Below are 23,241 nucleotides of genomic sequence, written 5' to 3'. Positions count from 1 at the left end.
GGCACATGACAACGCCCCGCCCCTTATGCTTCATCCGCCGCGGCCGGACCGTGCAGTTGCACGGCATCGCGCCCGACCGCACCCTGCTGGAGATTCTGCGCGAGGACCTGGGCGCCACCGGCACCAAGGAGGGCTGCGGCGAAGGCGACTGCGGCGCCTGCACCGTGGTGCTGGGCGAGGCGCGCCAGGGCCGCATGCACTACCAGGCCGTCAACAGCTGCATCCGCCTGGCCCATTCCATCGACGGCATGGCGCTGTGGACGGTGGAGGATCTGGCGCACGACCCGCTGATCCGGCCCGCGTCCGGCCCAAAGGGCAGCGCACTGCATCCCGTGCAGGAGGCGCTGGTCCAATGCCACGGCTCGCAATGCGGGTTTTGCACGCCGGGTTTTGCCATGAGCCTGTTCGGCCTGTACCAGAACGAGGTCTGCCAGAACCGAGGCATCACGCGCACGCAGGCGGCCGAGGCGCTGTCGGGCAACCTGTGCCGCTGCACGGGCTACCGCCCCATCCTGGATGCCGCGCAGCAGATGCAGCAACTGCCGCGCGTGCAGGTGGATGAAACCGCATTGCTACAACAATTGGAGCTACTTGCGCTTACCCCGCAAGCGCTAGAGGCCGATTTCTCTTATATCTCGCCGGCCACGCTCCCTGATCTGCTGGCCGCGCGCGCCGCCCACCCCGACGCGCAACTGGTGGCCGGCGCCACCGACCTGGGCCTGTGGATCACCAAGCAGCACCGCCGCTTCCCGCGCCTGTTGGACGTGACGCGCGCCGCGGAACTGACCGGCGTGGCCGAGCACGACGGCCAGCTCACGCTGGGCGCGGCCGTATCGCTCACCGATGCCTTCTCTGCGCTGCAGGCCCGCTGGCCGCAACTGCACCGCTTTGCCGCGCGCTTTGCGGGTCTGCCGGTGCGCAACAGCGGCACGCTGGGGGGCAACGTGGCCAACGGCTCGCCCATTGGCGACTCGATGCCGCTGCTGATCGCGCTGGGGGCGCAGGTGGAGCTGGCCAGCACGCGCGGCAGCCGGCGCATGCCCCTGGAGGATTTCTACACCGGCTACCGGCAGAACCAGTTGGCGGCAGACGAGCTGCTCACCTTCATCCACCTACCTCTGCCCACGCCGGACCAGGGGCTGGCGGACCAGCGGCTGGCGGCCTACAAAGTCTCCAAGCGCTTCGACGACGACATCTCTGCCGTGTGCCTGGCCATCCAGCTGCGCATCGAAGGGCAGACCATCACCCAGGCGCGCATCGGCGCGGGCGGCGTGGCCGCCACCCCGGCACGCGCCCGCCAGACCGAGGCTGCGCTGACCGGCCAGCCCTGGACCGCCGCAACGGCGGAGCGCGCCGCCGCCGTGCTGCAGGCCGAATTCAACCCCATCAGCGACATGCGCGCGAGCGGCGCCTATCGCCGTGAAGTGCTAGGCGCGCTGGTGCGCCGCTTTTGGCGCGAGACCCGCGGCGGTGCGGAAACCCCAGCGCTGGAGCGCCTGCAACCCCTGACGCTGGAGGCCACGCCATGAAGCGCGATGACGACCACGCTCCCACTGCGCGCACGACCGCTGGCCGCGCGGCCGCTGGCAACCCACCGGCCATGACCCAACCCGCGATGGGCCAGCCCGCCATGGGCCAGCCCGCCATGGGCCAGCCCCACGCGCACGAGAGCGCACGCGCACAGGTGGCGGGCAGCGCTCACTACATCGACGACCTGCCCGAGGTAAAGGGCACGCTCTACGCCGCCCCCATCCTCAGCACCGTGGCGCACGGGCGGCTGGAAAGCGTGGACACGCAAGCCGCGCTGCAGCTCGCGGGTGTGCACGGCGTGGTGCTGGCACAGGACATTCCGGGCGATCCGGTACTGGCGGCGTTCGCCCATGATGAGCCGGTGTTCGCTCAGGCTACGGTGCAACACATCGGCCAGGTGATCGGCCTGGTGGTGGCCGAGTCGGTCATGCAGGCGCGGCGCGCGGCGCGGCAGGTGAAGCTGAGCATCACCGCCCTGCCCGCCATCCTCACCGTACAGGACGCCTTGGCCGCCGAGAGCTATGTTCTACCGCCCGTGCACGTACGCCGGGGCGACGCGGCCCAGGCGCTGGCGCAGGCGCCGCACCGCCTGCAGGGGCGTCTGGAAGTCGGCGGGCAGGAGCATTTCTATCTGGAGGGTCAGATCGCCTATGCCCTGCCGCAGGAACAGGGGCAGTGGCTGATCCACTCCAGCACCCAGCACCCCGGCGAGGTGCAGCACTGGGTGGCGCATGCGCTGGGCATCGACAGCCACGCGGTGCGCGTGGAGTGCCGGCGCATGGGCGGCGGCTTTGGCGGCAAGGAAACGCAGGCCGGCCACCTGGCCGTGTGGGCGGCGCTGGCGGCGCACAAGTTCGGCCGGCCAGTCAAGCTGCGCCTGGACCGCGACGACGACTTCATGGTCACCGGCAAGCGCCACCCCTTCGCCTACGAATGGGATGTGGGCTTTGACGACGCCGGGCGCATCACCGGCCTCAAACTGATGATGGCCGCCAACTGCGGCTTCAGCGCCGATCTGTCCGGCCCCGTGGCCGACCGCGCGGTGTTCCACTGCGACAACGCGTACTTCCTGGAGCATGTGGAGATCGCCTCGTACCGCTGCAAGACGCACACCCAGAGCCATACCGCGTTCCGCGGCTTTGGCGGACCGCAGGGGGTGATCGCCATCGAAACCATTCTGGGCGACATCGCCCGCGCCCTGGGCCGGGACGCGCTGGACGTGCGCCTGGCCAACCTCTACGGGCTGCATGAGCGCAACGTGACCCACTACCAGATGACCGTGGAGGACAACATCCTGCACGAGTTGCTACCGCAATTGGAGCAGTCCGCGCTCTACAGGCAACGGCAAGAGGCCGTTTCGGCATGGAATGCCGCGAACCCCGTGCTCAAGCGCGGCTTGGGCCTGACGCCGGTGAAGTTCGGCATCAGCTTCACGGCCACGCTGTTCAACCAGGCCGGGGCGCTGGTGCATGTGTACACCGACGGCAGCGTGCAGGTGAACCACGGTGGCACCGAGATGGGCCAGGGCCTGCACACCAAGGTGGCGCAGATCGTGGCCGATGAGCTGGGCGTGCCCCTCTCCCGCGTGCTGGTCACCACCAGCGACACCGCCAAGGTGCCCAACGCCAGCGCCACCGCCGCCAGCAGCGGCACCGACCTGAACGGCCGCGCCGCGCAGTTCGCGGCCCGCCATGTGCGCGACAACCTGGCGGCGTTCGTCTGCGGGCTGGACGGCTGCGGCGCGGGCGCCATCCGCTTCGCGGGTGGGCAGGTCATATCCCCCAAGCGCACGCGGCGCTGGGAGGACGTGGTGAAGGAGGCCTACGCCAACCGCATCCAGCTGTGGAGCGACGGCTTTTACCGCACGCCCAAGATCCACTACGACAAGACCACGCTCACCGGCCGGCCCTTCTACTACTTCGCCTATGGCGCCGCCTGCACCGAGGTGGCCATCGACACCCACACCGGCGAGAGCCGCGTGCTGGCCGTGGACATCCTGCACGACGTGGGCCACAGCATCAACCCGGCCATCGACCTCGGCCAGATCGAGGGCGGTTTCGTGCAGGGCATGGGGTGGCTTACCACCGAGCAACTGGTGTGGAACGACGAAGGACGCCTGGCCACGCACGCCCCCAGCACCTACAAGATCCCCGCCACGGGCGACGTGCCCGAGCACCTGCGCGTGCAGCTGTGGCACCAGCCCAACCGCGAGGACAACGTGGGCGGCAGCAAGGCCGTGGGCGAGCCGCCGTTCATGCTGGCCATCAGCGTGTACGAAGCACTGCGCAATGCAATCGCTGCGGCCCGGGGGGACGGCGGCGGCGATGCGCGCGCACCCGTGCAACTGACCGCGCCCGCCACGGCAGAGAACGTGCTGCGCGCGATCGGGCGGCTGGAGTAACCCGCCGCCGTGTGCGGCCATGCCAGCCGAGCCGTTCAGGCCGGTACCTGCACGCTGCCTACGGCGATGCGGTTGCGCCCGGCGCGCTTGGCCTGGTAGCAGGCCATGTCGGCGGCATAAAGCAGCGCCGCCACACCGTGCGCACCGGGCGCCAGCGGGACCAGCCCCACGCTCAGGCCCAGGGTGAAGCTGCGCCCGCCATATGCGGGCTCCCACGCCTGCACGGCGGCGCGTAACTGCTCGGCCACGGCCTGCCCGCGCGCCAAGGAGCTGCCGGGCAGCACGATGGCGAACTCATCGCCGCCCACGCGCGCAGCCCAGCCGTTGTGCCGCACTTCCGATTCGAGCAGACGTGCCAGATGGCGCAGTACGTCATCGCCCGCATCATGGCCGGCAACGTCGTTGACCACGGTGAAATGGTCCAGGTCCATGAACAGCAGCACCCCGCCGTCTTCTTCCGGCACACCCCGCGGGCCCCGCGCAGCACGCGCATCCAGCAGCATCTGCAGGCGCAACTCAAACTCCGCACGGTTGAGCAGTTGGGTCAAGGGATCGTGGGCGCGCTCCCAGGACTGCTGCTGGCGCGCTGCACGCTCCGCAGTGAAGTCTTCCAGCGTCCACACCAGGCCGCTGGACGGCACGCCGGGCTCCACCAGTTGCCCCTGCGCCCGCACCCACAGCGTGCTGCCGTCCTTGCGCAGCAGCGGCAGTTCGCCATCGAAGCTGCCGTGGGCCGTAAACCGCGCACGCACCTGCTGGGCCACATCCGCTGCGCCGGGCGGCGAGGCCAGCAGATCCGTCAGCCGGCGCCCCTGGAGCTGCGCCGGCGCATAGCCCAGCATGCGGCCGGCCTGCTGGCTCACGACCTCCACCTGCTCGTCGCGGCTGACGACGATGCCCAGCGGCACGTGCGCCAGCACCGCACGCAGCTGGCGCGCCGACGCTTCCGACCCGCGCTGTTGCAGCCGCCGGTGTTCCAGCAGCCGGGTGCAGACGCGCACCACATCGTCCACCTCGCCAGGGCTGTGCGGCCATGGGCCGTCATGCCCGGCGGACCCGCCCGCCGGCGCACCAGCGGCCTCCGCGTCCATCAGCGCTCGGGCACGCTGGCGCAGCAAGATCAGCGGGCGCGCGATCCACAGCATGGCGCCCAGCGCCAACAGGGCCACCAGCGCCGTGGCCGCGGCCGCGAGCGCCCAGGCCCGGCGCTGGACACCCTGCATTGGCGCCAGCACGGCCTGCGAAGCGCTCACCCGGGCCACCACCCATTGCGGCATGGGCACGCTGGCCAAGCTCACCACGTGGTCCGCCTGCACGGTGGTTTGTGCGCGCCCGGCCAGCGGGGCATCGTCCGCGCGGCGCCAGCGCGCATAGGCCTCGCCCAGGCCGGGCTCGTCGGCCACCTGGCCCAGCACGCGCTCCATATTGGGGTGCGCCAGGATCACCCCGTCGCGCGTGAACACCACCAGCTGCGAGTCGCTGCGCGCAGGCAGCGCCAGGGAATGCGGCAGCAGTCCCTGCGATTGCAGCCGCAGCACGCCCGCCACGGCCCCGATGACGCGCCCCTCCCCCCGCAGCAGCGGCATGGTGAACATCACGCGCGCCTCGGCCGGCGTGGCGCCGATGAGGCCTGACACCAGCGGCTTGCCGTCCAGCAGCGTGCGCACGAGGTAATCGCGCTCGCCCGGGTCCAGACCCGAGGCCTTTTCCAGCTTGCCATAGCGCAGGTTGATGGCGAGGTTGCCGTCCTTGCGCGCAACCTGGATGGCGTCGAAGAAGCGCACGGCCGGCAGGCCCTGCTGCAGCAGCCATTCCAGCGACGCGGGGGACTCCAACAGCTCGGGGGTAATGCCCTCGGCCACGGTGGCAAGCACCTTCTGGCTCTGCTCGATCTTGCTGGCCAGCAACCGCGCCACCAGTTCCACCTCGTCGTTCTGCTGGCTGACCAGGCGCTGCATGACCTCCTGGCCCGCGGCGCGCGACAGCACCCACACGGTGAGCATTGCGGAGAGCACGATGGCCAGCGCCGCCACCGCCAGCAGCTTGCCCACCAGCGGACCGGGCAGCCATGCGAAGCCTTCAGGCTCCCGCTCGGGCGCCACGTCTTCCCACGCGGCAACATGCTCGGGCGGTGTCATGGGCGCTCCGCGTTCGAAGCGCCCGAAACGAGAGGATCGTGGAAGGCGCGAACCATGGTCGTAGGGGGACTGCCTCACCAGAGGCTCGAACCAATATACGCAGGCACCCCCAGCTCCAGACTGGGTGGAACCCTGTGACGGCGCGGGAAAAACCCTGACGCCTCAGGCCTTCAGGTAGAGAGTGGTAACAACTGGATGCAAAAGGGCCGCCGCAGCGGCCCCATCGGGCGGAGTGCCCAGCGTGTGCTCAGGCGCCGGCCACCATCTGCAGCGCGCGGGGCTGCGGCAGGCTCAGCACGTTGCCCGTGCCAGCGATCAGGCCGTGCTCGCGCAGATGGCGCAGCACACGCGAGAGCGTCTCGGGCGCAATGCCCAACTGCGCTGCAATCAGGCGCTTGCGCTGGTGCAGCGTGACGCGCAAGCCGCCGTCTTCGCTGTTTTGCGCATGGCGCAGCAGCCACTGGGCGCAGCGGGCTTCTGCGTCCTGGGCCAGGCGGCTCACGGCCAGTTCCGTCTGTTGGCAGTAACCGGTGGCCATGTCGCGCAGCAGCGCCTGTGCGCCCACGGGCAACTCATCAAAGGTGCGCTTGAAGTCCTCCAGCGGCAGCCGGCGCAACTGCACGCGGGTGTCCGCCACCATGTCAACGGCGCAGGGCTGCTCCAGCAGCGCGGTGGCGGCGTCGAGCCAGAACGGCCCTTCGACGACACCAAGCTGGTGGCGCATCACGCCGTCCTCGCGCACGCCCAGCAGCACGCGGCCACTGTCAAGGTAGAGCACGGACGCAGGTTGTTGGTGGCGCTCACGCAGCACCTCGCCCGCGGTGGCCACCTCGATCTGTGCGGACTGGTCGGAGGACGGTAGGGGGAACATGACCGCCACTGTGCCGGCGCACCGCCCGTCCTGCTTTGAGCGAAATCAAAAGTGAACGTGCAACCGCCGGCGTGCCGGGCCGCCTCACGCGCCGTTCCGGCGGGTCCGGGCGCAACAACTTGCGTTCACAGTGTTGCAAAAACACGAAAAAAGCTGGCGGCATGATGTTTGCTTGACCACAATCAGCTGCCTGACACGAAACCGTCATAACAACCCCTGCGCCAGCCGCGCATCCTCGCCCTACAGAGGAGAACCCATGTACCGCCATTTGATCGCTATTGCCGCCGCCACGCTGTGCGCGGCCACGGCGCACGCCCAGACCTCCGTCACGCTTTCGGGTCTGACCGACGTCTACGTCGGCTCCATGAAGATGGCCGGCGACGCCGACCGCCGCTCGGTGGTCAATAGCGGTGGCATGACCACCTCGTGGTTCGGCTTCACCGGCTCCGAAGACCTGGGCGGCGGCTTGAAGGCCAACTTCCAGCTCACCTCGTTCATCCAGGTGGATGCCGGCACCCAGGGCCGCTTTCCGGGCGATACGTTTTTCTCGCGCGACGCCAACGTGAGCCTGTCGGGCAGTTTTGGCTCCGTGCTGCTGGGCCGCTGGATGGCACCCAACTTCCTGCCGTCCGTGGTGGGCAACCCGCTGGGCGACTCGTTCACGTTCTCGCCGCTGATCCTGCACAAGAACGTGCCGCTGTTCAACGCCTCCGGCTGGCAGGCCACCACCCCGTCCGACACAGGCTGGAGCAACCAGATCGCCTACAGCACGCCCGACATCGGCGGCTTCAAGGCCAACCTGCAGTACCAGTTCGGCGAACTGCCGGGCGATAACGGCAAGAAGAACGTCGGCGCTAATTTCTTCTACTTCGGCGGCCCGCTGACGCTGACTGGCTACTACGAGCGCGACCAGATCAGCAACCCCGGCCAGGGCACCTACCTGGGCACGACCAAGAAGGACTGGATGCTGGCCGCGGCCTACGATTTCAACGTCGTGAAGCCGTACCTGAGCTACGGCCAGACCAAGGCCGACAACAGCCCCGGCAAGGCCAAGACGATGCAGGTCGGCGCATCGGCCCCGCTGGGCGGCGGCAGCCTGTTGGCTTCCTGGGTCAAGACCGAGCTGACGGACTCGGACCTGGACCGCAAAACCTTCACGCTGGGCTATGACTACAACCTGTCCAAGCGCACGGACGTGTACGCGATGTACATGAACGACAAGATCACCAACCAGTCCACGGGCAACAGCTTCGCCTGGATCGCAAAACCTTCACGCTGGGCTATGACTACAACCTGTCCAAGCGCACGGACGTGTACGCGATGTACATGAACGACAAGATCACCAACCAGTCCACGGGCAACAGCTTCGGCGTGGGCATCCGCCACCGGTTCTGACGAAGCCGGCCCTGTCGGCCACTGCACGGCACGCGGCGCATGGCGCCGCGTGCTTTTTTTTCGCCTGCAAATACCAATGAAAAGTGGCCCTGGCGCTTACGAAAAGAGCGCCGGCAGCTATCAATTCAATACCAGCCATCGCCCTTGCCAGGCGCATGCGCGTCACGGGCCTGTCACCCGGAAGGCCTACGCTCCCCTTTTAACAGTTACCAATTGCTACCGATGCCTGATGCTCCGCGGCTGTCTCTGCGCGCACTGCTGCCTTCGCTGTCACCCAGGGTGCGGCGGGGCGAAGGGCCGCTGGCGCGGCTGCTGCGCGCGGGTGGGCTGCACTGCGTATTCCAGCCCCTGGCCGATCTGCGCGAGGGGAACATCTATTCACACGAGGCGCTGATCCGCGGCCCGGAAAACTCGCCGCTGCATTCGCCCGACGCCTTGCTGGCCCAGGCACGCGCCGAAGACCTGCTGCACGACTTCGAACTGCTGTGCGTCGCGCAGGCACTCACCCAATGGGGCCAGCAGGCCACGCCGGGCCGGCTGTTCGTGAACATCAGCGCCGACGCGCTGGTCTGGGGCGTCGGGCTGTGCGGCGCGGAGCCTCTGGCCCACGTGGTGCGTCGGCTGGGCGTGGCGCCGCACATGGTGGTGCTGGAGATCACCGAGCACGAGCGCGTGCACGACCTGGTGCCGCTGCGCGACGCACTGCGCCAGGTGCACGCCAGTGGCATGCGCCTGGCGCTGGACGACTTCGGCGACGGCCATTCCAGCCTGCGCCTGTGGTCGGAGGTGCGCCCCGACTTCGTGAAGATCGACAAGTACTTCACGCGCGACATCGGCCAGCACCCCGAGAAGCTGCAGATGCTGCAGGCGATCCGCGGCATTGCCGAAGTGTTCGGCACCACGCTGGTGGCCGAAGGCATCGAGACCAGCGACGAGCTGCGCGCGCTGCGCGACCTCGATATTTCCTACGGCCAGGGCTACCTGCTGGGCCGGCCCGCGCGTACCGCTCGCCTGGCGATCGAGCCGCCCGCGCTGTCCGTGCTGCGGGACCGCCGCGTGGCCGTGCTGCCGCACGGCGGCCAGCCCATGCGCCCGGGCATCCTGCGCAACCTGCTCATGGCGCAGGCGCCCACCGTCACGCCCTGCACCAGCAACGACGCGGTGGCCGAGCTGTTTCGCACGCATGGCGATCTGCACGCCATTGCGGTGCTGGAGGGCGAACGCCCCGTGGCGCTCATCAACCGCCAAGAGTTCATGAACCACTACGCCACGCTGTACTTTCGCGAGGTGCACGGCCGCAAGCCCTGCATGGCGTTCGCCAGTACGTCGCCGCGCGTGGTGGAGATGGACTGCGACGTGGAGCATCTGGTGGGCATCCTCACCTCGCAGGACCAGCGCTACCTCAACGACGGTTTCATCGTCACCGACAACGGGCGCTACGCGGGCCTGGGCACCGGCGAGCAACTGGTGCGCGGCGTGACCGAAGCGCGCATCGAGGCCGCGCGCCACGCCAACCCCCTCACCTTCCTGCCCGGCAACATCCCCATCAGCCTGCACATGCAGCGCCTGCTGGACCACCGCGCGGCCTTCGTCGCCTGCTACGCCGACCTGAACCACTTCAAGCCCTTCAACGACCACTACGGCTATTGGCGCGGCGACCAGATGATCCGCTTGGTGGCGCGGCTGGCGCTGACGCACTGCGACCCGCGGGCCGACTTCGTGGGCCATGTGGGCGGTGACGACTTCATGCTGCTGTTCCAGAGCAGCGACTGGCTGGCGCGCTGCCAGCGCATCGTGGACTCGTTCGCGCGCGAGGCCATCGCCCTGTTCGATGAATCCGCGCGCCAAGAAGGCGGCATCTGGGCCGAGGACCGGCATGGCGTGAACCGTTTCTTTCGCTGCACCACGCTGTCGATCGGCGCGGTGCGCGTGTCGCCGGGCAGCATGGAGCATGCCGAAGAGGTGGCCAACCTCGCGGCGCTGGCCAAGCGCGATGCCAAGCAGTCGCACGCGGGCATCGCCTGGCGCGACGCCGGCCCAGGCGGCTGGTCTGCCTGCAATCGCCCTTGACGACCATCGATGCGGCGCGCGCCGCGCCGCGGGCCCGGGCCGGCGTGCACTAGGGCCTGTTCACACTATTTTTGCCAGTGCGAATGGCGTGAAAACCGCGCCAATCTAGGCGCGTGACGACGCCAAGGCCGGGGCCTTGGCTAGGAGGGCAACGACGAATGGCGCGGTTTTCACTCCGTTCCCTCCGGGTTGCGATCAAAAAGGGCCATTCGCGGCGTTGCCAAGCCTCGCTGGGGTAGCACCCCAGCTTCGTTTGGCGCCTTGCGCCTGGCCCTTTTTGATCGCAACGCATCTGGCAAAAATAGTGTGAACAGGCCCTAGGTCCTTACACTCCAGCGCGACAGAGTCGCCGCATCCCCATCCGCGGCCAACCTGGATATTCCAACCTACAGGAGAGACCGCCCGTGCCCATGTTCGTTGACACCTCGCCGCCCGGCCAATGCATCTTCTGCCGGCTGGTGGCCGGCGAGATCCCCAGTGCCAAGGTCTATGAGGACGCGCTCACGATCGCCTTCATGGACATCGGCCAGGTCACGCCGGGCCATGTCCTCGTCGCGACCAAACGGCATGCAGCCACCTTGCTCGACACGACCCCCGAAGAGGCCGCGGCGCTGATGCAGACCGCGCGCCGCGTCGCGCTGGCGGTGCGCACCGCGTTCGACCCGCCGGGGCTCACGCTGCTGCAGGCCAATGGCGCGCTGGGCGGGCAGACGGTGGCGCATGTGCACCTGCACGTGGTGCCGCGCCATGAGGACGACGGCATCACCTTCACCTGGCCACGCAAGGAGCCGCCAGCCGCCGTGCTGGCCGGTTATGCCGAGCGCCTGCGCGCGGCGCTGTAGTCCGCGGTCAGATCGGCGAGACCACGCCGCGCCCCGCAAAGTGGCCCTCGGCGTTGGCCAGGAAGCGGTCCACGCTGGCCTGCACGGCCTCGGGCGACCAGCCGGCCACGTGCGGGGTGAGCAGCACGTTGTCCAGGCCCACCAGCTCCTGCGGCGGCGCGGGCTCGCTCTCGTACACATCCAGCCCCGCGCCGGCAATGCGGCGCTCGCGCAGCGCGGTCGCCAGGGCCTGCGTGTCCACCACGCTGCCCCGCGCGATGTTCACCAGGTAGCCCTGCGGGCCCAGCGCCTGCAGCACCTCGGCATTGACGCGGTGGCGCGTGGACGCCCCGCCCGGCGTGGCGCACACCAGCACGTCGCACCAGGCGGCCAGCTCCTGCAGGCTGGGGAAGTAGCGGTGCGGCACCTCCGCGCGCGGGCTGCGGTTGTGGTAGCCGATCTCCATGTCAAAGCCTGCGGCGCGGCGCGCGATCTTGTGGCCGATGGTGCCCAGCCCGAAGATGCCCAGCCGCTTGCGCGAGACATTGGGCGGCAGGCCGATCGCGTCGCGCCACACGCCGGCGCGGCACTGCTGGTCCAGGGTGCGCATGCCGCGCACGATGGCAATCAGCAGCCCGAACGCATGGTCGGCCACGCAGTCGTCGTTGGTGCCCGCGCCGTTGGCCAACGCAATGCCGCGCGCGCGGGCGGCGTCCAGCGCCACGTTCTCGTAGCCCGCGCCGAGGGCACACACCAGCTCCAGCGCGGGCATGGCGGCGATCTCCTGCGCCGTGAGACCGACGGCGCCGATGGTCAGCACCGCCCTGAAGCGCGCGCCCTGCTGTGCGATGGCCTGGGCGCGCGCGTCGGGCGTGGGGGCATAGCAGACGTCAAAACGCTGGCCGATCTGGTCCAGGTGCTGCGGCGTCATGCCGTTGAGGATAAGCAAGGGAATGCGGGTGGTGGAGGTCACGGCGTTGCTCGAAGCTGAATGCGCGCAGTGGACTATGTTTTTCATAGCTGCTCGCGCTTGTCCATAGGGCGGTACAGGCCATTTTCATCCAAATGCGTTGGGCCTGCCCTGCGCACCGATCCAAGCCCCGGCGGGGGTGCGGGGCCTTGGGTCTTTCGCGCCATCGACTCTGCTACCCTCGCGCGCATCATGTCCGTCCCGTCCGCCGCCATCGGCCCGCAGCAGGCGCCTGCGGTACCCGTGCCTGTGCCTCCCGGCCTGGCCATCCTGGTGCTGGCCCTGCTGCTGAGCATCCAGCCCGTCACCACCGATCTGTACCTGCCCGCCCTGCCCGCGCTCACGCGCAGCCTGAACGCACCCGTGGCCGCAGGCCAACTCACGCTGTCCGCGCTGCTGCTGGCCTTTGGCTGCTCGCAACTGGCATGGGGGCCGCTGTCCGACCGATTCGGCCGCCGGCCGGTGCTGCTCGCCGGGCTGGCGATGTACACGCTGGCGGCGGTGGGCGCGGCGCTGGCGCCGTCCATGGCGGTGCTCATTGCCTGGCGCACGGCCCAGGGCGTCGCCATGGGCGCCGTGGTGATGTGCGCGCGCGCCATCGTGCGCGACCTGTACACGCCGCTGGCGGGCGCACGCGCCATGTCCAAGGCGCTGACCGGCTTGGGGCTCGTGGCCTGCCTGTGCGCGCCGCTGGGCGGGCTGCTGACCGAATGGTTCAACTGGCGCGCGGCACTGCTGGCGCTCACCGGCTACGCCATGGGCACGCTGGCGCTGGTGGCGATGCGCATGCCCGAGACGCTGCACCAGCGCAACCCGCACGCCCTGCGCCCCGCCATGCTGGCAGGCACCGCGGCGCAGGTATTGCGCACGCCCGCGTTCTGGGCGTTCTCGCTGCTCACCACGGCCAGCTATGGCGGGCTGTTCACCTTCCTGGCTGCTTCGTCCTTTGTCTATCTCGACGTGCTGGGCATTTCGCGCACGCAGTACGGGCTGGCGCTGCTGTCCACGGCCGTGGCGTACCTGCTGGGCACGCTGCTGTGCCGGCGGCTGCTGGCGCGCCAGGGCCTCAAGCGCACGGTCGCCATCGCCGGCGCGCTGTCGGCCAGCGGCGGCCTGCTGATGTTGCTCGCCGCCGCACTGGGCTGGCATAGCGTGGCCGCGCTGCTGCCGCCGTTCTACCTCTACATGGTGGGCCACGGCATCCACCAGCCCTGCGGGCAGTCGGGCGCGGTGGGCCCGTTCCCGCAGGCGGCGGGCATGGCCTCGGCGCTCAATGGTTTCATGATGATGCTGGCGGGCTTCGCCATCGGCCAGTGGCTGGGCGGGGCGCTGGACGGCAGCGTGTGGCCGCTGGTGCAAGGCGTGGCCCTGTGGTCGCTGCTGCTGGCCGCCATTGCCTGGACGCTGGTGCAGCGCCATGCCCCGCAGGAGGTTGCCCATGCCCGCTGACCACATCCCCGCGCTCGCACTGGCCGGGCCCACGGCCTCGGGCAAGACGGCAGCGGCGTTTGCCATTGCCGACGCGCTCGCCCCCCGCCTGCCGGTGGAGATCATCAGCGTGGACTCGGCACTGGTGTACCGCGGCATGGACATCGGCACCGCCAAGCCCACGCCCGCCGAGCAGGCGCGCGTGCCGCACCACCTGATCGACATCCGCGACCCGCTGCAGGCCTACAGCGCGGCCGAGTTCGTGCAGGACGCCACGCGCCTGATCGGCGAGATCCGCGCGCGCGGCGCGCTACCGCTGCTGGTGGGCGGCACCATGCTGTACTTCAAGGCGCTGTTTGACGGCATCGACGACATGCCGCCCGCCGACGCCGCCGTGCGCGCGCGCCTGGAGGCCCAGGCCGCCGCCATCGGCTGGAGCGGCATGCATGCCGAACTGGCGCGCGTGGACCCGCCGACCGCCGCGCGCCTGGCACCCGGCGACAGCCAGCGCATCCAGCGCGCACTGGAGGTGTGGCATGTCTCGGGCCGGCCGCTGTCGAGCTTTCACACGACCAAAACCGTAGCAGCCAGCGACCGCCCGATGAGCGCTGCAAGCCTTTTTTCCTTGGAACCACACGACCGCGCTTGGCTGCATGGGCGCATTGCCGAGCGCTTTCACGCCATGCTGGCCGCCGGCTTTCTGGACGAAGTCCTGCGCCTGCGTGCGCGCGGCGACCTGCACGCCGAGCTGCCCAGCATGCGCTGCGTGGGCTACCGCCAGGCGTGGGAGTCACTGGACGGCCTCTACCCGATGAGCAGCCTGCCGGAGCGCGGCATCGCCGCCACGCGCCAGTTGGCCAAGCGCCAGATCACCTGGCTGCGCAGCATGCCCCAGCGCCATTCGATCGCCTGCGACGCGCCCGACGCCACTGCGCAACTGGTGCAGGCCGTGCGCGCGCGCGTGTGGGGTGGCAGCGCATGAGCCCCCAACCCACGTCCCTGCTGCAGGTGCGCGGCCTTGCCAAGCGCTACGGCGGGCAGGCGGTGTTCGAGGGCGTGGATCTGCAGGTGCAGCGCGGAGAGTTCGTCGCCATCGTTGGCGACTCGGGCGTGGGCAAGTCCACGCTGCTCAACTGCTTGGCGGGGCTGGACCATTGGGATGCCGGTCAGGTGCTGCACGAGGGCGTAGATCTGGGGCAGTTGGACGACACGCAGCGCGCTCTGTGGCGTCGCGCCCACGTGGGGTTCGTGTTCCAGGCCTTCCATGTGTTGCCGCATCTGGACGTGGCGCAGAACGTGGGCCTGCCGCTGATGTTGCTCAACCGCCCAGATGCGCAGCGCGTGCAGCACATGCTGGCCGCCGTGGGCCTGGAAGGCCTGGGCGAGCGGCTGCCGCAGGAACTCAGCGGGGGACAGCTGCAGCGCGTGGCCATTGCCCGCGCGCTGGTGCACCGCCCCGCTCTGCTGCTGGCCGATGAGCCGACGGGCAACCTGGACCCCACCACGGCGGCGCTGGTCATGGATCTGCTCATCGCCCAGACCCGCGAGCACGGCGCCGCATTGGTGCTGGTGACCCATTCGCAGGCCGCCGCGGCGCGGGCGGACCGGGCGCTGCGCCTCACGGCACAGGGCATCCGCCCGGCAGGAACTGCTTAGTCGATCATCAGGCGCTGCGTCTTGTTGCCCTGCTTCTTGGGCAAGGTGAGCGTGAGCACGCCGTTGTCGTATTTGGCCTTGGCCTGGGTCGCATCCACATCCACAGGCAATTGGAAGCTGCGAGCCACGGCACCATAGTAGCGCTCGCTGCGCAGCACCTTTTCGCCCTCCTTCTTCTCGTCATGCTGGCGCACTTCGGCACGCAGGCTGACCACGTTGCCGTCGATGGAGACATTGATGTCTTCCTTGGGTACGCCCGGCACTTCCGCCTGCACGGTGTAGGCGGCGTCATCCTCCTTCACATCGATCTTGATCTGCGACGGCGTGGGCAGCCCATCGCCGTGCAACGGGCGGACATAGAAGCCCGGCGCAAAGTCCTTGAAGAAATCGTCAAACAAGCTGCCACGGGTGACCAGTGAATTCATGATGAAACTCCTTCTTTCGAGAACAAGGTGAAGCGGCCCGCACGGGCCATCCATCCGGCGAGGTCATCCCCCGCCGTCTTCAGGCCATATAGGCGCTGTCGCGCCGCGGTTCAAGAACCCCCGCACGTTTGAATTTGATGCAGCGCAACTCCATGCGCCGCGGGCCGCACAATCGCGGCATGCTGACCGCCCTGCTGCGCACCTTCNGCCCGACCTGGAACTTCGCGCCACACGCGGCGCGCTGCCCGAATCGCTCTATGGCGAGGTTGCCCGCCAGCCGCAGGTGCGCCTGGCCAGCCCGTGGCTGGAAGTGCCGGTACGGGCGTCCGCGACCCGCGGCCAGACACCCGTGGCGCTGCGCGTGCTGGGCGCCGATGCGCTGCTGCTGCCCGCCATGGCGCCGGCCCTGGCGCCGCGTGCCTACGACGGCGCCGACCGCCTGGCCATGCTGGCGCCCGCCAGCGTGTTCCTCAACCCTGCGGCGCAACAGGCGCTGGGCCTGGGCGCCATCGACGCGCACACCCCGGCCATCACACTGCAGGCAGGCCTGGCGGCGCACCCCGTGCGCGTGGCGGGCACGGTGGCTGCGGGCGGCGCGCCCCTGGCGGTGATGGACATTGGTGCGGCGCAGGATCTGTTCGGCCGCGCGGGGCAACTCACCCGCATCGACCTGCGGCTGCAGCCCGGCAGCACGCCCGCCAGCGTGCAGCAGGCGCTGGCCGCCCTGCCCGGCTGGCCGGCGGGCGTGCAGTTCGCCGCGCCGCAGGACGATGTACAGCGGGTGGACAGCCTCTCGCGCGCGTACCGCGTCAACCTCACGGTGCTGGCGCTGGTGGCGCTGTTCACCGGGGGCTTCCTGGTGTATTCGGTGCTGGCGCTCAGCGTGGCGCAGCGCGCGCCGCAGTTCGCGCTGCTGGCCGTGCTGGGCACCACGCCGCGCGAGCGCCAGGCGCTGGTGCTGCTGGAATCCTGCGCGCTGGGCCTCATCGGCAGCGTGGCCGGCATCGCCCTGGGCACGGCGCTGGCGGCGCTGGCGCTCACCCTGCTGGGTGGCGACCTGGGCGGCGGCTACTTCACCGGCGCACAACCTGCGCTGCAGTGGAGTACACCGGCGGCGCTCCTCTACGGCCTGCTGGGCGTAGCGGCCGCGCTGATCGGCGGCTGGTGGCCCGCGCGCCATGCACAGCACCTGCCGCCGGCGCAGACCCTCAAGGGCCTGGGTGCGCAGGCCGGGCGCGGCGCGCGCGCCTGGATCGGTCTTGTTTTGATAGCTGCTAGCGCTTTACTGGCAAAGCTTCCGCCAATTCTTGGCATACCGCTGGCGGCCTACGTGGCGGTGGGCCTGCTGCTGATCGGCGGCATTGCCCTGCTGCCCTGGCTGGTGCAGGCGCTGCTGGCGCGGCTGCAGCCGCTGGCGGCGGGCCATGCCCTGGCCCTGCTGGCGCTGGAGCGCGCCCGCCGCATGCGCGCCAGCGCCGCCGTGGCCGTGGGCGGCGTGGTGGCGGCGCTGAGCCTGGCCGTGGCGCTGACGGTGATGGTGGGCAGCTTTCGCGGCTCGGTCAGCCAGTGGCTGGACAGCGTGCTGCCCGCGCCGCTGTACCTGCGCGCGGCCGGCGGCGCCAGCGGCGACGAGGCCGCGGTGTTTCCCCCGGATTTCGTCCATGCCGTGGCGCGCCTGCCCGCCGTGGCGCGCGTGCAGGCGCTGCGCACCAGCAGCCTGCAACTGGCACCCGACCGCACCCCCGTCGCGCTGCTGGCCCGGCCGCTGGAGGGCGACCCGGCCCGCGCTCTGCCACTGGTGGACCCTGCGCGCCCCGTGCCGCCAGGGCGCGTCGGCGTGTATGTGAGCGAGGCGGTGGTGGACCTGTACGGCGCCCGCCCAGGCGCGGACTGGCCGCGGCTTTCAGAGGTTTTCAGGCCTCCAGCGCTGTCTGGAAAAGCGCCAGCAGCTACATTTTTCGTAGCTGGTGTGTGGCGCGACTATGTGCGCCAGCACGGCGCCATCGCGCTGGACCTGCAGGACTTCGCGCGCCTGACGGGTGACGCGCGCGCCAGCGACCTGGCGCTGTGGCCCGCGCCGGGCCGCGAGGCCGGCGCGCTGCGCAGCGAGGTGCTGGAGCAGGCCCGCGAGAGTCTGGGCGCCTCGGCGGCGGATGCACTGGAATTCACCTCGGCCGATGCGATCCGCGCACGGTCGCTTGCGATCTTCGACCGCAGCTTCGCCGTCACCTACTGGCTGCAGGCGGTGGCCATCGGCATCGGGCTGTTCGGCGTGGCGGCCAGCTTCAGCGCGCAGGTGCTGGCGCGGCGCAAGGAGTTCGGGCTGCTGGCCCACCTGGGGCTCACGCGGCGGCAGATCCTGGCCGTGGTCGCCGGCGAGGGCGCGGCCTGGACGGCCGTGGGCGCGGTGGCCGGCACGCTGCTGGGCCTGGCCGTGGCGGCGGTGCTGGTGCATGTGGTGAACCCGCAGAGCTTTCACTGGACCATGGACCTGGCCGTTCCCTGGCCGCGCCTGGGCGCGTTGGCCCTGGCCGTGGTGGCGGTAGGCACGCTGACCGCCTGGCTGGCAGGCCGCCTGGCCGCGGGGCGGGACGCGGTGATGGCGGTCAAGGAAGACTGGTAGTCGCCGACAATGCGGGCCATGTTGTCCCCCTCCTCTCTTTCCGCCCCGGCGGCCGGCAGCGGCTGGCTGCACGAGGCCATCGCCCGCATCGAGGCCGACTACCAGCGCAGCGCCGACACCCACCTGATCCCGCTGCCGCTGCCCGCGTTCGCCAGCGCCGGCATCGACCTGTATTTGAAGGACGAATCCACCCATCCCACGGGTAGCCTCAAGCACCGGTTGGCGCGCTCGCTGTTCCTGTATGCGCTATGCAATGGCTGGGTGCGCGAGGGCTCCACCATCGTGGAGGCATCGAGCGGCTCCACCGCCGTGAGCGAGGCCTATTTCGCGCGCCTGCTGGGCCTGCCCTTCGTGGCGGTGATGCCGCGCAGCACATCGGCCGAGAAGATCGCGCTGATCGAGTTCTACGGCGGGCGCTGCCACTTCGTGGAGCGTGCGGGCGACGTGTACGACGCTGCGCGCGCCATCGCCGCCGACACGGGCGGCCACTACATGGACCAGTTCACCTACGCCGAGCGCGCCACCGACTGGCGCGGCAACAACAACATCGCCGAGAGCATGTTCACCCAGATGCAGCGCGAGCGCCACCCGGTGCCGCGCTGGATCGTGGTGGGCGCGGGCACGGGCGGCACCAGCGCAACCATAGGCCGCTACGTGCGCTACCAGCGCCATGCCACGCAGGTGTGCGTGGCCGACCCGGCGGGCTCGGTGTTCAGCGCCTACCACCGCACGGGCGACGCCACGCTCACCGCACCGGGCTCGCGCATCGAAGGCATTGGCCGCCCACGCGTGGAGCCGAGCTTCATCCGCACGCTGGTGGACCGCATGGAGGAAGTGGCCGACGACGACTCCGTCGCCGCCATGCGCGTGCTGTCCACCCTGCTGGGGCGGCGCGTCGGCCCGTCCACGGGCACCAACTTCGTCGCCATGCTGCGGCTGGCGCAGGAGATGCGCACGCAGGGGCAGCAGGGGTCGATCCTCTCGCTGCTGTGCGACGCGGGCGAGCGCTACCTGCCCACCTACCATGACGACGCCTGGGTGCAGCGCTGCCTGGGCGACTGCGCGGCCGCGCACGCGCGGCTGCAGGCGCTGCTGGCCTGATGATCGGGCGCCGCGCGCTGCTGGCATTCGCGGCCCAGGGCGCGCTGGGCAGTGCTGCCTGCGGCTGGGCTGCTCCCGCCTGGGCCCTGGCGCCGCGCACGCTGGCCTTCCCGCGCGACCACGGCAGCCACCCCGATCTGCGCACCGAGTGGTGGTACATCACCGGCCATGCGCAGGCCGACGAGCGACTGTGGGGCTTTCAGATCACCTTCTTTCGCACGCGCGTGGAGGCCACGCAGGGCATGCAGTCGGCCTTCGCCGCGCGCCAGCTCGTGTTTGCGCACGCGGCGCTGACCGACGTGCAAGGCCGTCGCCAATTGCACGACCAGCGCATTGCCCGCGCGGGCTTCGGCATTGCCCAGGCGCTGGAGGGCGACACGCAGGTGCGCCTGCGCGACTGGTCGCTCACGCGCCATGCCAGCAGCGCGCCGGGCGGCAGCCGCTACGAGGTGCGCGCGCAGGCAGAAGGATTTGCGCTGGAACTGGACTGCGCCAGCACCCAGCCCGTGCTGCTGCAGGGCCAGGCCGGCCTGTCGCGCAAGGGGCCCGACGCGGCGCAGGCCAGCTACTACTACAGCCAGCCCCAGTTGGCCGTGACGGGCGCCATCACCCTCGCGGGCCGGCGCATGCCGGTGCAACCACTGGCCGCGCCCGCCAACCGCGCCTGGATGGACCATGAGTGGAGCGAGGCGCTGATGCACCCCGAGGCCGTGGGCTGGGACTGGATCGGCATGAACCTGCACGACGGCGCCGCACTCACCGCGTTCCGCCTGCGGCGCGCCGACGGCAGCACGCTCTGGACCGGGGGTTCCTGGCGGCCCGCAGGAGCGGACGCCGCGCAGGTGTTCGCGTCCGAGGCCGTGGTGTTCTCCCCGCTGCGCCACTGGCACAGCCCGGCCAGCGGCGCGCGCTACCCGGTGCAGTGGCGCGTGGACACGCCTGCGGGCGGCTTCATCGTGCGTGCGCTGCTGGACGCGCAGGAGCTGGACAGCCGCGGCTCCACCGGCGCGATCTACTGGGAAGGGTTGTGCGCGCTGCATGCAGCGCGGGCGCGGGGCGATGCGGGCGAACCGGCCGGCCCCGAGGTGGGGCGCGGCTATCTGGAAATGACGGGCTATGCGCAGCGCCTGCGGCTGGGCTGACGGCGCAGCCTGTCGCTATGCATGTGATAGCTGCCAGCGCTTTGCTTTTGGGCATTTCCACCCGGTTTGTATCTAAAACCTAGACACAACAAGCGCCGTCAGCTATCAAAAACAAAGCGGCCATGCAGGGCGGTTGCCGCGCATGGCCGAGGGTGCCGCCGGCCTGGGGCTTGGCCCAGCCGGCATGCGGTGACGAGGGCGTCAGTGGCTGCCGCTGCCCCCCGTGCGGCGGCGCTCCAGCCAGGCGATGATCTCTCCCATGATGCCGCGACGGAAGGCCAGCACGCAGACCACGAAGATCAGGCCCGTGACGATGGTCACCGACTCGCCCAAGGTGTTGAACCAGTCGATGGTCGTGAGTTGCGCGAGCAGCGTGCCCAGCTCGCCGATCTTGTTCTCCAGCAGCACCACCACGGCCGAGCCCACCAGCGGGCCGCTCAGCGTGCCCAGGCCCCCCACCAGCGTCATCAGCACCACGTGGCCCGAGGCGCTCCAGTGCACGTCCGTCAGCGTGGCGAAGCCCAGCACCAGCGTCTTGAGCGCCCCGGCCAGCCCCGCGATGGCGGCCGAGATCACGAAGGCCAGCAGCTTGAAGCGGTTGGTGTCGTAGCCCAGCGAGATGGCACGCGGCTCGTTTTCCTTGATGCCCTTGAGCACCTGCCCGAACGGCGAGTGGATGGTGCGCACGATCAGCAGGAAGGCCACCACCACCACGATCAGGCACACGTAGTACATGGTCAGGTCGCTGGACAGGTCGAGCACGCCGAACAGCTTGCCGCGCGGCACGCCCTGCAGGCCGTCCTCACCGCCGGTGAAGGGCGCCTGCAGCGCGGCGAAGAACAGCATCTGCGCCAGCGCCATCGTGATCATGGTGGCGTAGATGCCCTGGCGGCGAATGGCGAAGAAGCCCATCACCAGGCCCAGCAGCGCGCCGCTCAGCAGGCCCAGCAGCAGCCCGATCTCGGGCGTGGCGCCCCAGACCTTGATGGAGTGCCCCGTCACGTAGGCCGCACCGCCCAGGAAGGCGGCGTGGCCGAACGACAGCAGGCCCGTGTAGCCCAGCAGCAGGTTGAAGGCCGAGGCAAACAGTGCGAAGCACAGCAGCTTCATCACGAAGACCGGGTAGGCACCCAGGAAGGGTGCGGCGATCAGGCCCAGCAGGAGCAGGCCATAGCCAATGGGGGCGAGTTGTTTCGAGTTCATGCGTGCAGCCCCTGGAATCACTTCTCTTTGCCGAACAGGCCGGCGGGGCGAATGAGGAGAACGATGGCCATGATGACGAACACCACGGTGGACGAGGCTTCGGGGTAGAACACCTTGGTGAAGCCTTCGATCACGCCCAGGCCCAGCCCGGTGAGGATGGAGCCCATGATGGAGCCCATGCCGCCAATCACCACCACCGCGAACACCACGATGATGAGGTTCTGGCCCATGAGCGGCGTGACCTGATAGACCGGCGCCGCCAGCACGCCGGCAAAGGCCGCCAGCGCCGCGCCGAATGCGTAGGTGAGCGTGATCATCACCGGCACGTTGACGCCGAAGGCTTCTACCAGGCGCGGGTTTTCGGTGCCCGCGCGCAGGTAGGCGCCCAGCTTGGTCTTCTCGATCACGTACCAGGTGGCCACGCAGACCACGATGGAGGCCACCACCACCCAGGCGCGGTAGTTGGGCATGATCATGAAGCCGAGGTTGCTGGCGCCCTCCAGCAGCTCGGGGGTGTCATACCCGAGACCGGAAACGCCATACATGGAGCGGAACACGCCCTCGATGATCATCGCCAGGCCCAGCGTGAGCAGCAGGCCGTAGAGGTGGTCGAGCTTGTAGATCCAGCGCAGCATCGTTTTCTCGATGATCACGCCAACCACCCCCACGATCAGCGGAGCGGCAACCAGCATCACCCAGTAGTTGATGCCAAAGTAGTTCATGGCCATCCAGGTGATCAGCGCCCCCAGCATGAACAGTGCGCCGTGCGCGAAGTTGATCACGTTGAGCAGGCCGAAGATGACGGCCAGCCCCAAACTGAGGATCGCGTAGAACGAGCCATTGACCAGCCCCAGGAGGAGCTGACTCAGCATGGCCGGCAATGAAACACCAAAAATTTCCATGGGAACTGAACGCTGATGTAGGGGAGTCGGATCAGGAGAGCAGCGCGATCACTTCCACAGCGCGCACTTGCTCTCGGCCTTGGTGGTGAACACCTGTTCACCCGGCAGTTTCTTGATGAGCTTGTAGTAGTCCCAGGTGCCCTTGGACTCGGACGGCGACTTCACCTGCATGAGGTACATGTCGTGCACGTAGCGGCCGTCGGCACGCAGGTAGCCGGAACCGAAGAAGTCGTTCATCTTCATGGCGCGCCAGGCCTCCATCACCTTGTCGGCGTCGGTGGTCTTGGCGGCCTCGACGGCCTTCAGGTAGTTCATCGTGGCCGAGTAGTCGGCAGCCTGGATCTCGGTGGGGCGGCGCTTGGTCTTGGCCATGAACTTGTCGGCGAACTTGCGCGTCTCGTCGTTCAGGTCCCAGTACCAGCTGGTGGTGAACTGCAGGCCTTCGGTATTGCGCAGGCCCAGGCTGTGGATGTCGCTGAAGAAGATCAGCAGGCCGGCCAGCTTCATGCTGTTGCCGATGCCGAGCTTGTCAGAAATTTTGTGTGTGAGGCATAGCATGTCGACA

General features: G+C 69.4%; 19 protein-coding genes. 12 read left to right on the top strand and 7 right to left on the bottom strand.

Annotated elements, in window-relative coordinates:
- Window positions 1–5: 5 nt before the first annotated feature.
- On the top strand, window positions 6–1,529 hold the full coding sequence (gene xdhA, locus OX89_RS13940; protein WP_047351067.1) for a xanthine dehydrogenase small subunit: 1,524 nt from the start codon (window positions 6–8) through the stop codon (window positions 1,527–1,529).
- Entirely contained in the window at window positions 1,526–3,931 is a 2,406-nt protein-coding gene (gene xdhB / locus OX89_RS13935; RefSeq protein WP_047351066.1) for a xanthine dehydrogenase molybdopterin binding subunit, read from the top strand. Before xdhA ends, xdhB begins: the two co-directional genes overlap by 4 nt.
- A gap of 35 nt (window positions 3,932–3,966) precedes the next feature.
- Here the strand turns inward: xdhB and OX89_RS13930 are convergent, their stop codons facing one another.
- Window positions 3,967–6,069, bottom strand: a complete 2,103-nt coding sequence (locus OX89_RS13930; RefSeq protein WP_047351065.1) for a diguanylate cyclase — start codon at window positions 6,067–6,069, stop codon at window positions 3,967–3,969.
- 247 nt (window positions 6,070–6,316) lie between these two features.
- Window positions 6,317–6,940: a Crp/Fnr family transcriptional regulator gene (locus OX89_RS13925; RefSeq protein ID WP_047351073.1), complete on the bottom strand. Its 624-nt coding sequence runs from the start codon at window positions 6,938–6,940 to the stop codon at window positions 6,317–6,319.
- A 256-nt stretch (window positions 6,941–7,196) separates the two neighbouring features.
- Between OX89_RS13925 and OX89_RS13920 the strand changes: the two genes are divergently transcribed.
- The 4 genes from OX89_RS13920 to OX89_RS13910 all read left to right on the top strand — a co-directional run bounded on the left by OX89_RS13920 (window position 7,197) and on the right by OX89_RS13910 (window position 11,247).
- Window positions 7,197–8,270: a porin gene (locus OX89_RS13920; protein WP_234305572.1), complete on the top strand. Its 1,074-nt coding sequence runs from the start codon at window positions 7,197–7,199 to the stop codon at window positions 8,268–8,270.
- The gene (locus tag OX89_RS18655; protein ID WP_369799293.1) at window positions 8,216–8,335 is read left to right on the top strand and encodes a hypothetical protein; all 120 of its coding nucleotides are present in this window, start codon (window positions 8,216–8,218) and stop codon (window positions 8,333–8,335) included. The genes OX89_RS13920 and OX89_RS18655 overlap by 55 nt, the downstream gene beginning before the upstream one ends.
- A gap of 222 nt (window positions 8,336–8,557) precedes the next feature.
- Window positions 8,558–10,405, top strand: a complete 1,848-nt coding sequence (locus tag OX89_RS13915) for a phosphodiesterase (protein ID WP_047351064.1) — start codon at window positions 8,558–8,560, stop codon at window positions 10,403–10,405.
- A 404-nt stretch (window positions 10,406–10,809) separates the two neighbouring features.
- Window positions 10,810–11,247, top strand: a complete 438-nt coding sequence (locus OX89_RS13910) for an HIT family protein (RefSeq protein WP_047351063.1) — start codon at window positions 10,810–10,812, stop codon at window positions 11,245–11,247.
- 7 nt (window positions 11,248–11,254) lie between these two features.
- On the opposite strand, the gene OX89_RS13905 is transcribed toward OX89_RS13910, so the two are convergent.
- Window positions 11,255–12,244: a 2-hydroxyacid dehydrogenase gene (locus OX89_RS13905; protein ID WP_047351062.1), complete on the bottom strand. Its 990-nt coding sequence runs from the start codon at window positions 12,242–12,244 to the stop codon at window positions 11,255–11,257.
- Between the two features lie 144 nt (window positions 12,245–12,388).
- On the opposite strand from OX89_RS13905, the gene OX89_RS13900 reads away from it, so the two are divergent.
- From OX89_RS13900 to OX89_RS13890, 3 genes are read left to right on the top strand one after another with little or no spacing between them, the layout of a single operon-like run.
- Window positions 12,389–13,645, top strand: coding sequence for a multidrug effflux MFS transporter (locus OX89_RS13900; protein ID WP_047351061.1), 1,257 nt, complete (start codon window positions 12,389–12,391; stop codon window positions 13,643–13,645).
- Window positions 13,635–14,606 carry a tRNA (adenosine(37)-N6)-dimethylallyltransferase MiaA gene (gene miaA, locus OX89_RS13895; RefSeq protein WP_011806235.1) on the top strand — a complete coding sequence of 324 codons (972 nt, stop codon included), beginning with the start codon at window positions 13,635–13,637 and terminating at the stop codon, window positions 14,604–14,606. The genes OX89_RS13900 and miaA overlap by 11 nt, the downstream gene beginning before the upstream one ends.
- Window positions 14,603–15,280 carry an ABC transporter ATP-binding protein gene (locus tag OX89_RS13890; protein ID WP_047351060.1) on the top strand — a complete coding sequence of 226 codons (678 nt, stop codon included), beginning with the start codon at window positions 14,603–14,605 and terminating at the stop codon, window positions 15,278–15,280. Before miaA ends, OX89_RS13890 begins: the two co-directional genes overlap by 4 nt.
- Here OX89_RS13890 and OX89_RS13885 read toward each other — a convergent pair.
- Window positions 15,277–15,705 carry an Hsp20/alpha crystallin family protein gene (locus tag OX89_RS13885; protein ID WP_047351059.1) on the bottom strand — a complete coding sequence of 143 codons (429 nt, stop codon included), beginning with the start codon at window positions 15,703–15,705 and terminating at the stop codon, window positions 15,277–15,279. The genes OX89_RS13890 and OX89_RS13885 overlap by 4 nt on opposite strands.
- A 207-nt stretch (window positions 15,706–15,912) precedes the next feature.
- On the opposite strand from OX89_RS13885, the gene OX89_RS13880 reads away from it, so the two are divergent.
- The 3 genes from OX89_RS13880 to OX89_RS13870 form a co-directional block, all read left to right on the top strand.
- The coding region (locus OX89_RS13880) for an ABC transporter permease (protein ID WP_234305571.1) at window positions 15,913–18,328 on the top strand (2,416 nt) is incomplete at its 5' end.
- A gap of 9 nt (window positions 18,329–18,337) precedes the next feature.
- Window positions 18,338–19,429 carry a PLP-dependent cysteine synthase family protein gene (locus OX89_RS13875; protein WP_047351058.1) on the top strand — a complete coding sequence of 364 codons (1,092 nt, stop codon included), beginning with the start codon at window positions 18,338–18,340 and terminating at the stop codon, window positions 19,427–19,429.
- Complete coding sequence (locus OX89_RS13870; protein ID WP_047351057.1) at window positions 19,429–20,571, top strand: lipocalin-like domain-containing protein; 1,143 nt, start codon at window positions 19,429–19,431, stop codon at window positions 20,569–20,571. The genes OX89_RS13875 and OX89_RS13870 overlap by 1 nt, the downstream gene beginning before the upstream one ends.
- Window positions 20,572–20,772: 201 nt before the next feature.
- On the opposite strand, the gene OX89_RS13865 is transcribed toward OX89_RS13870, so the two are convergent.
- The 3 genes from OX89_RS13865 to OX89_RS13855 form a co-directional block, all read right to left on the bottom strand.
- Entirely contained in the window at window positions 20,773–21,774 is a 1,002-nt protein-coding gene (locus OX89_RS13865; protein ID WP_047351056.1) for a branched-chain amino acid ABC transporter permease, read from the bottom strand.
- 17 nt (window positions 21,775–21,791) lie between these two features.
- The gene (locus OX89_RS13860) at window positions 21,792–22,676 is read right to left on the bottom strand and encodes a branched-chain amino acid ABC transporter permease (RefSeq protein ID WP_047351055.1); all 885 of its coding nucleotides are present in this window, start codon (window positions 22,674–22,676) and stop codon (window positions 21,792–21,794) included.
- Between the two features lie 48 nt (window positions 22,677–22,724).
- The coding region (locus OX89_RS13855) for an ABC transporter substrate-binding protein (protein ID WP_047351054.1) at window positions 22,725–23,241 on the bottom strand (517 nt) is incomplete at its 5' end.

This window comes from Diaphorobacter sp. J5-51 (assembly GCF_001023515.1).
GTDB classification, from domain to species: Bacteria; Pseudomonadota; Gammaproteobacteria; order Burkholderiales; family Burkholderiaceae_C; genus Diaphorobacter; species Diaphorobacter nitroreducens.
This window is presented reverse-complemented; position numbering and strand designations above follow the sequence as displayed.

Bases quoted from the DNA above. Each gene is read 5' to 3' on its own strand.
- miaA (WP_011806235.1), top strand. From the start codon at position 13,635: ATGCCCGCTGACCACATCCCCGCGCTCGCACTGGCCGGGCCCACGGCC.
- xdhB (WP_047351066.1), top strand. From the start codon at position 1,526: ATGAAGCGCGATGACGACCACGCTCCCACTGCGCGCACGACCGCTGGC.
- OX89_RS13920 (WP_234305572.1), top strand. From the start codon at position 7,197: ATGTACCGCCATTTGATCGCTATTGCCGCCGCCACGCTGTGCGCGGCC.
- OX89_RS13890 (WP_047351060.1), top strand. From the start codon at position 14,603: ATGAGCCCCCAACCCACGTCCCTGCTGCAGGTGCGCGGCCTTGCCAAG.
- OX89_RS13865 (WP_047351056.1), bottom strand. From the start codon at position 21,774: ATGAACTCGAAACAACTCGCCCCCATTGGCTATGGCCTGCTCCTGCTG.
- OX89_RS13900 (WP_047351061.1), top strand. From the start codon at position 12,389: ATGTCCGTCCCGTCCGCCGCCATCGGCCCGCAGCAGGCGCCTGCGGTA.
- OX89_RS13885 (WP_047351059.1), bottom strand. From the start codon at position 15,705: ATGAATTCACTGGTCACCCGTGGCAGCTTGTTTGACGATTTCTTCAAG.
- OX89_RS13875 (WP_047351058.1), top strand. From the start codon at position 18,338: ATGCGGGCCATGTTGTCCCCCTCCTCTCTTTCCGCCCCGGCGGCCGGC.
- OX89_RS13870 (WP_047351057.1), top strand. From the start codon at position 19,429: ATGATCGGGCGCCGCGCGCTGCTGGCATTCGCGGCCCAGGGCGCGCTG.
- OX89_RS13925 (WP_047351073.1), bottom strand. From the start codon at position 6,940: ATGTTCCCCCTACCGTCCTCCGACCAGTCCGCACAGATCGAGGTGGCC.
- xdhA (WP_047351067.1), top strand. From the start codon at position 6: ATGACAACGCCCCGCCCCTTATGCTTCATCCGCCGCGGCCGGACCGTG.
- OX89_RS13860 (WP_047351055.1), bottom strand. From the start codon at position 22,676: ATGGAAATTTTTGGTGTTTCATTGCCGGCCATGCTGAGTCAGCTCCTC.
- OX89_RS13905 (WP_047351062.1), bottom strand. From the start codon at position 12,244: ATGAAAAACATAGTCCACTGCGCGCATTCAGCTTCGAGCAACGCCGTG.
- OX89_RS13915 (WP_047351064.1), top strand. From the start codon at position 8,558: ATGCCTGATGCTCCGCGGCTGTCTCTGCGCGCACTGCTGCCTTCGCTG.
- OX89_RS13930 (WP_047351065.1), bottom strand. From the start codon at position 6,069: ATGACACCGCCCGAGCATGTTGCCGCGTGGGAAGACGTGGCGCCCGAG.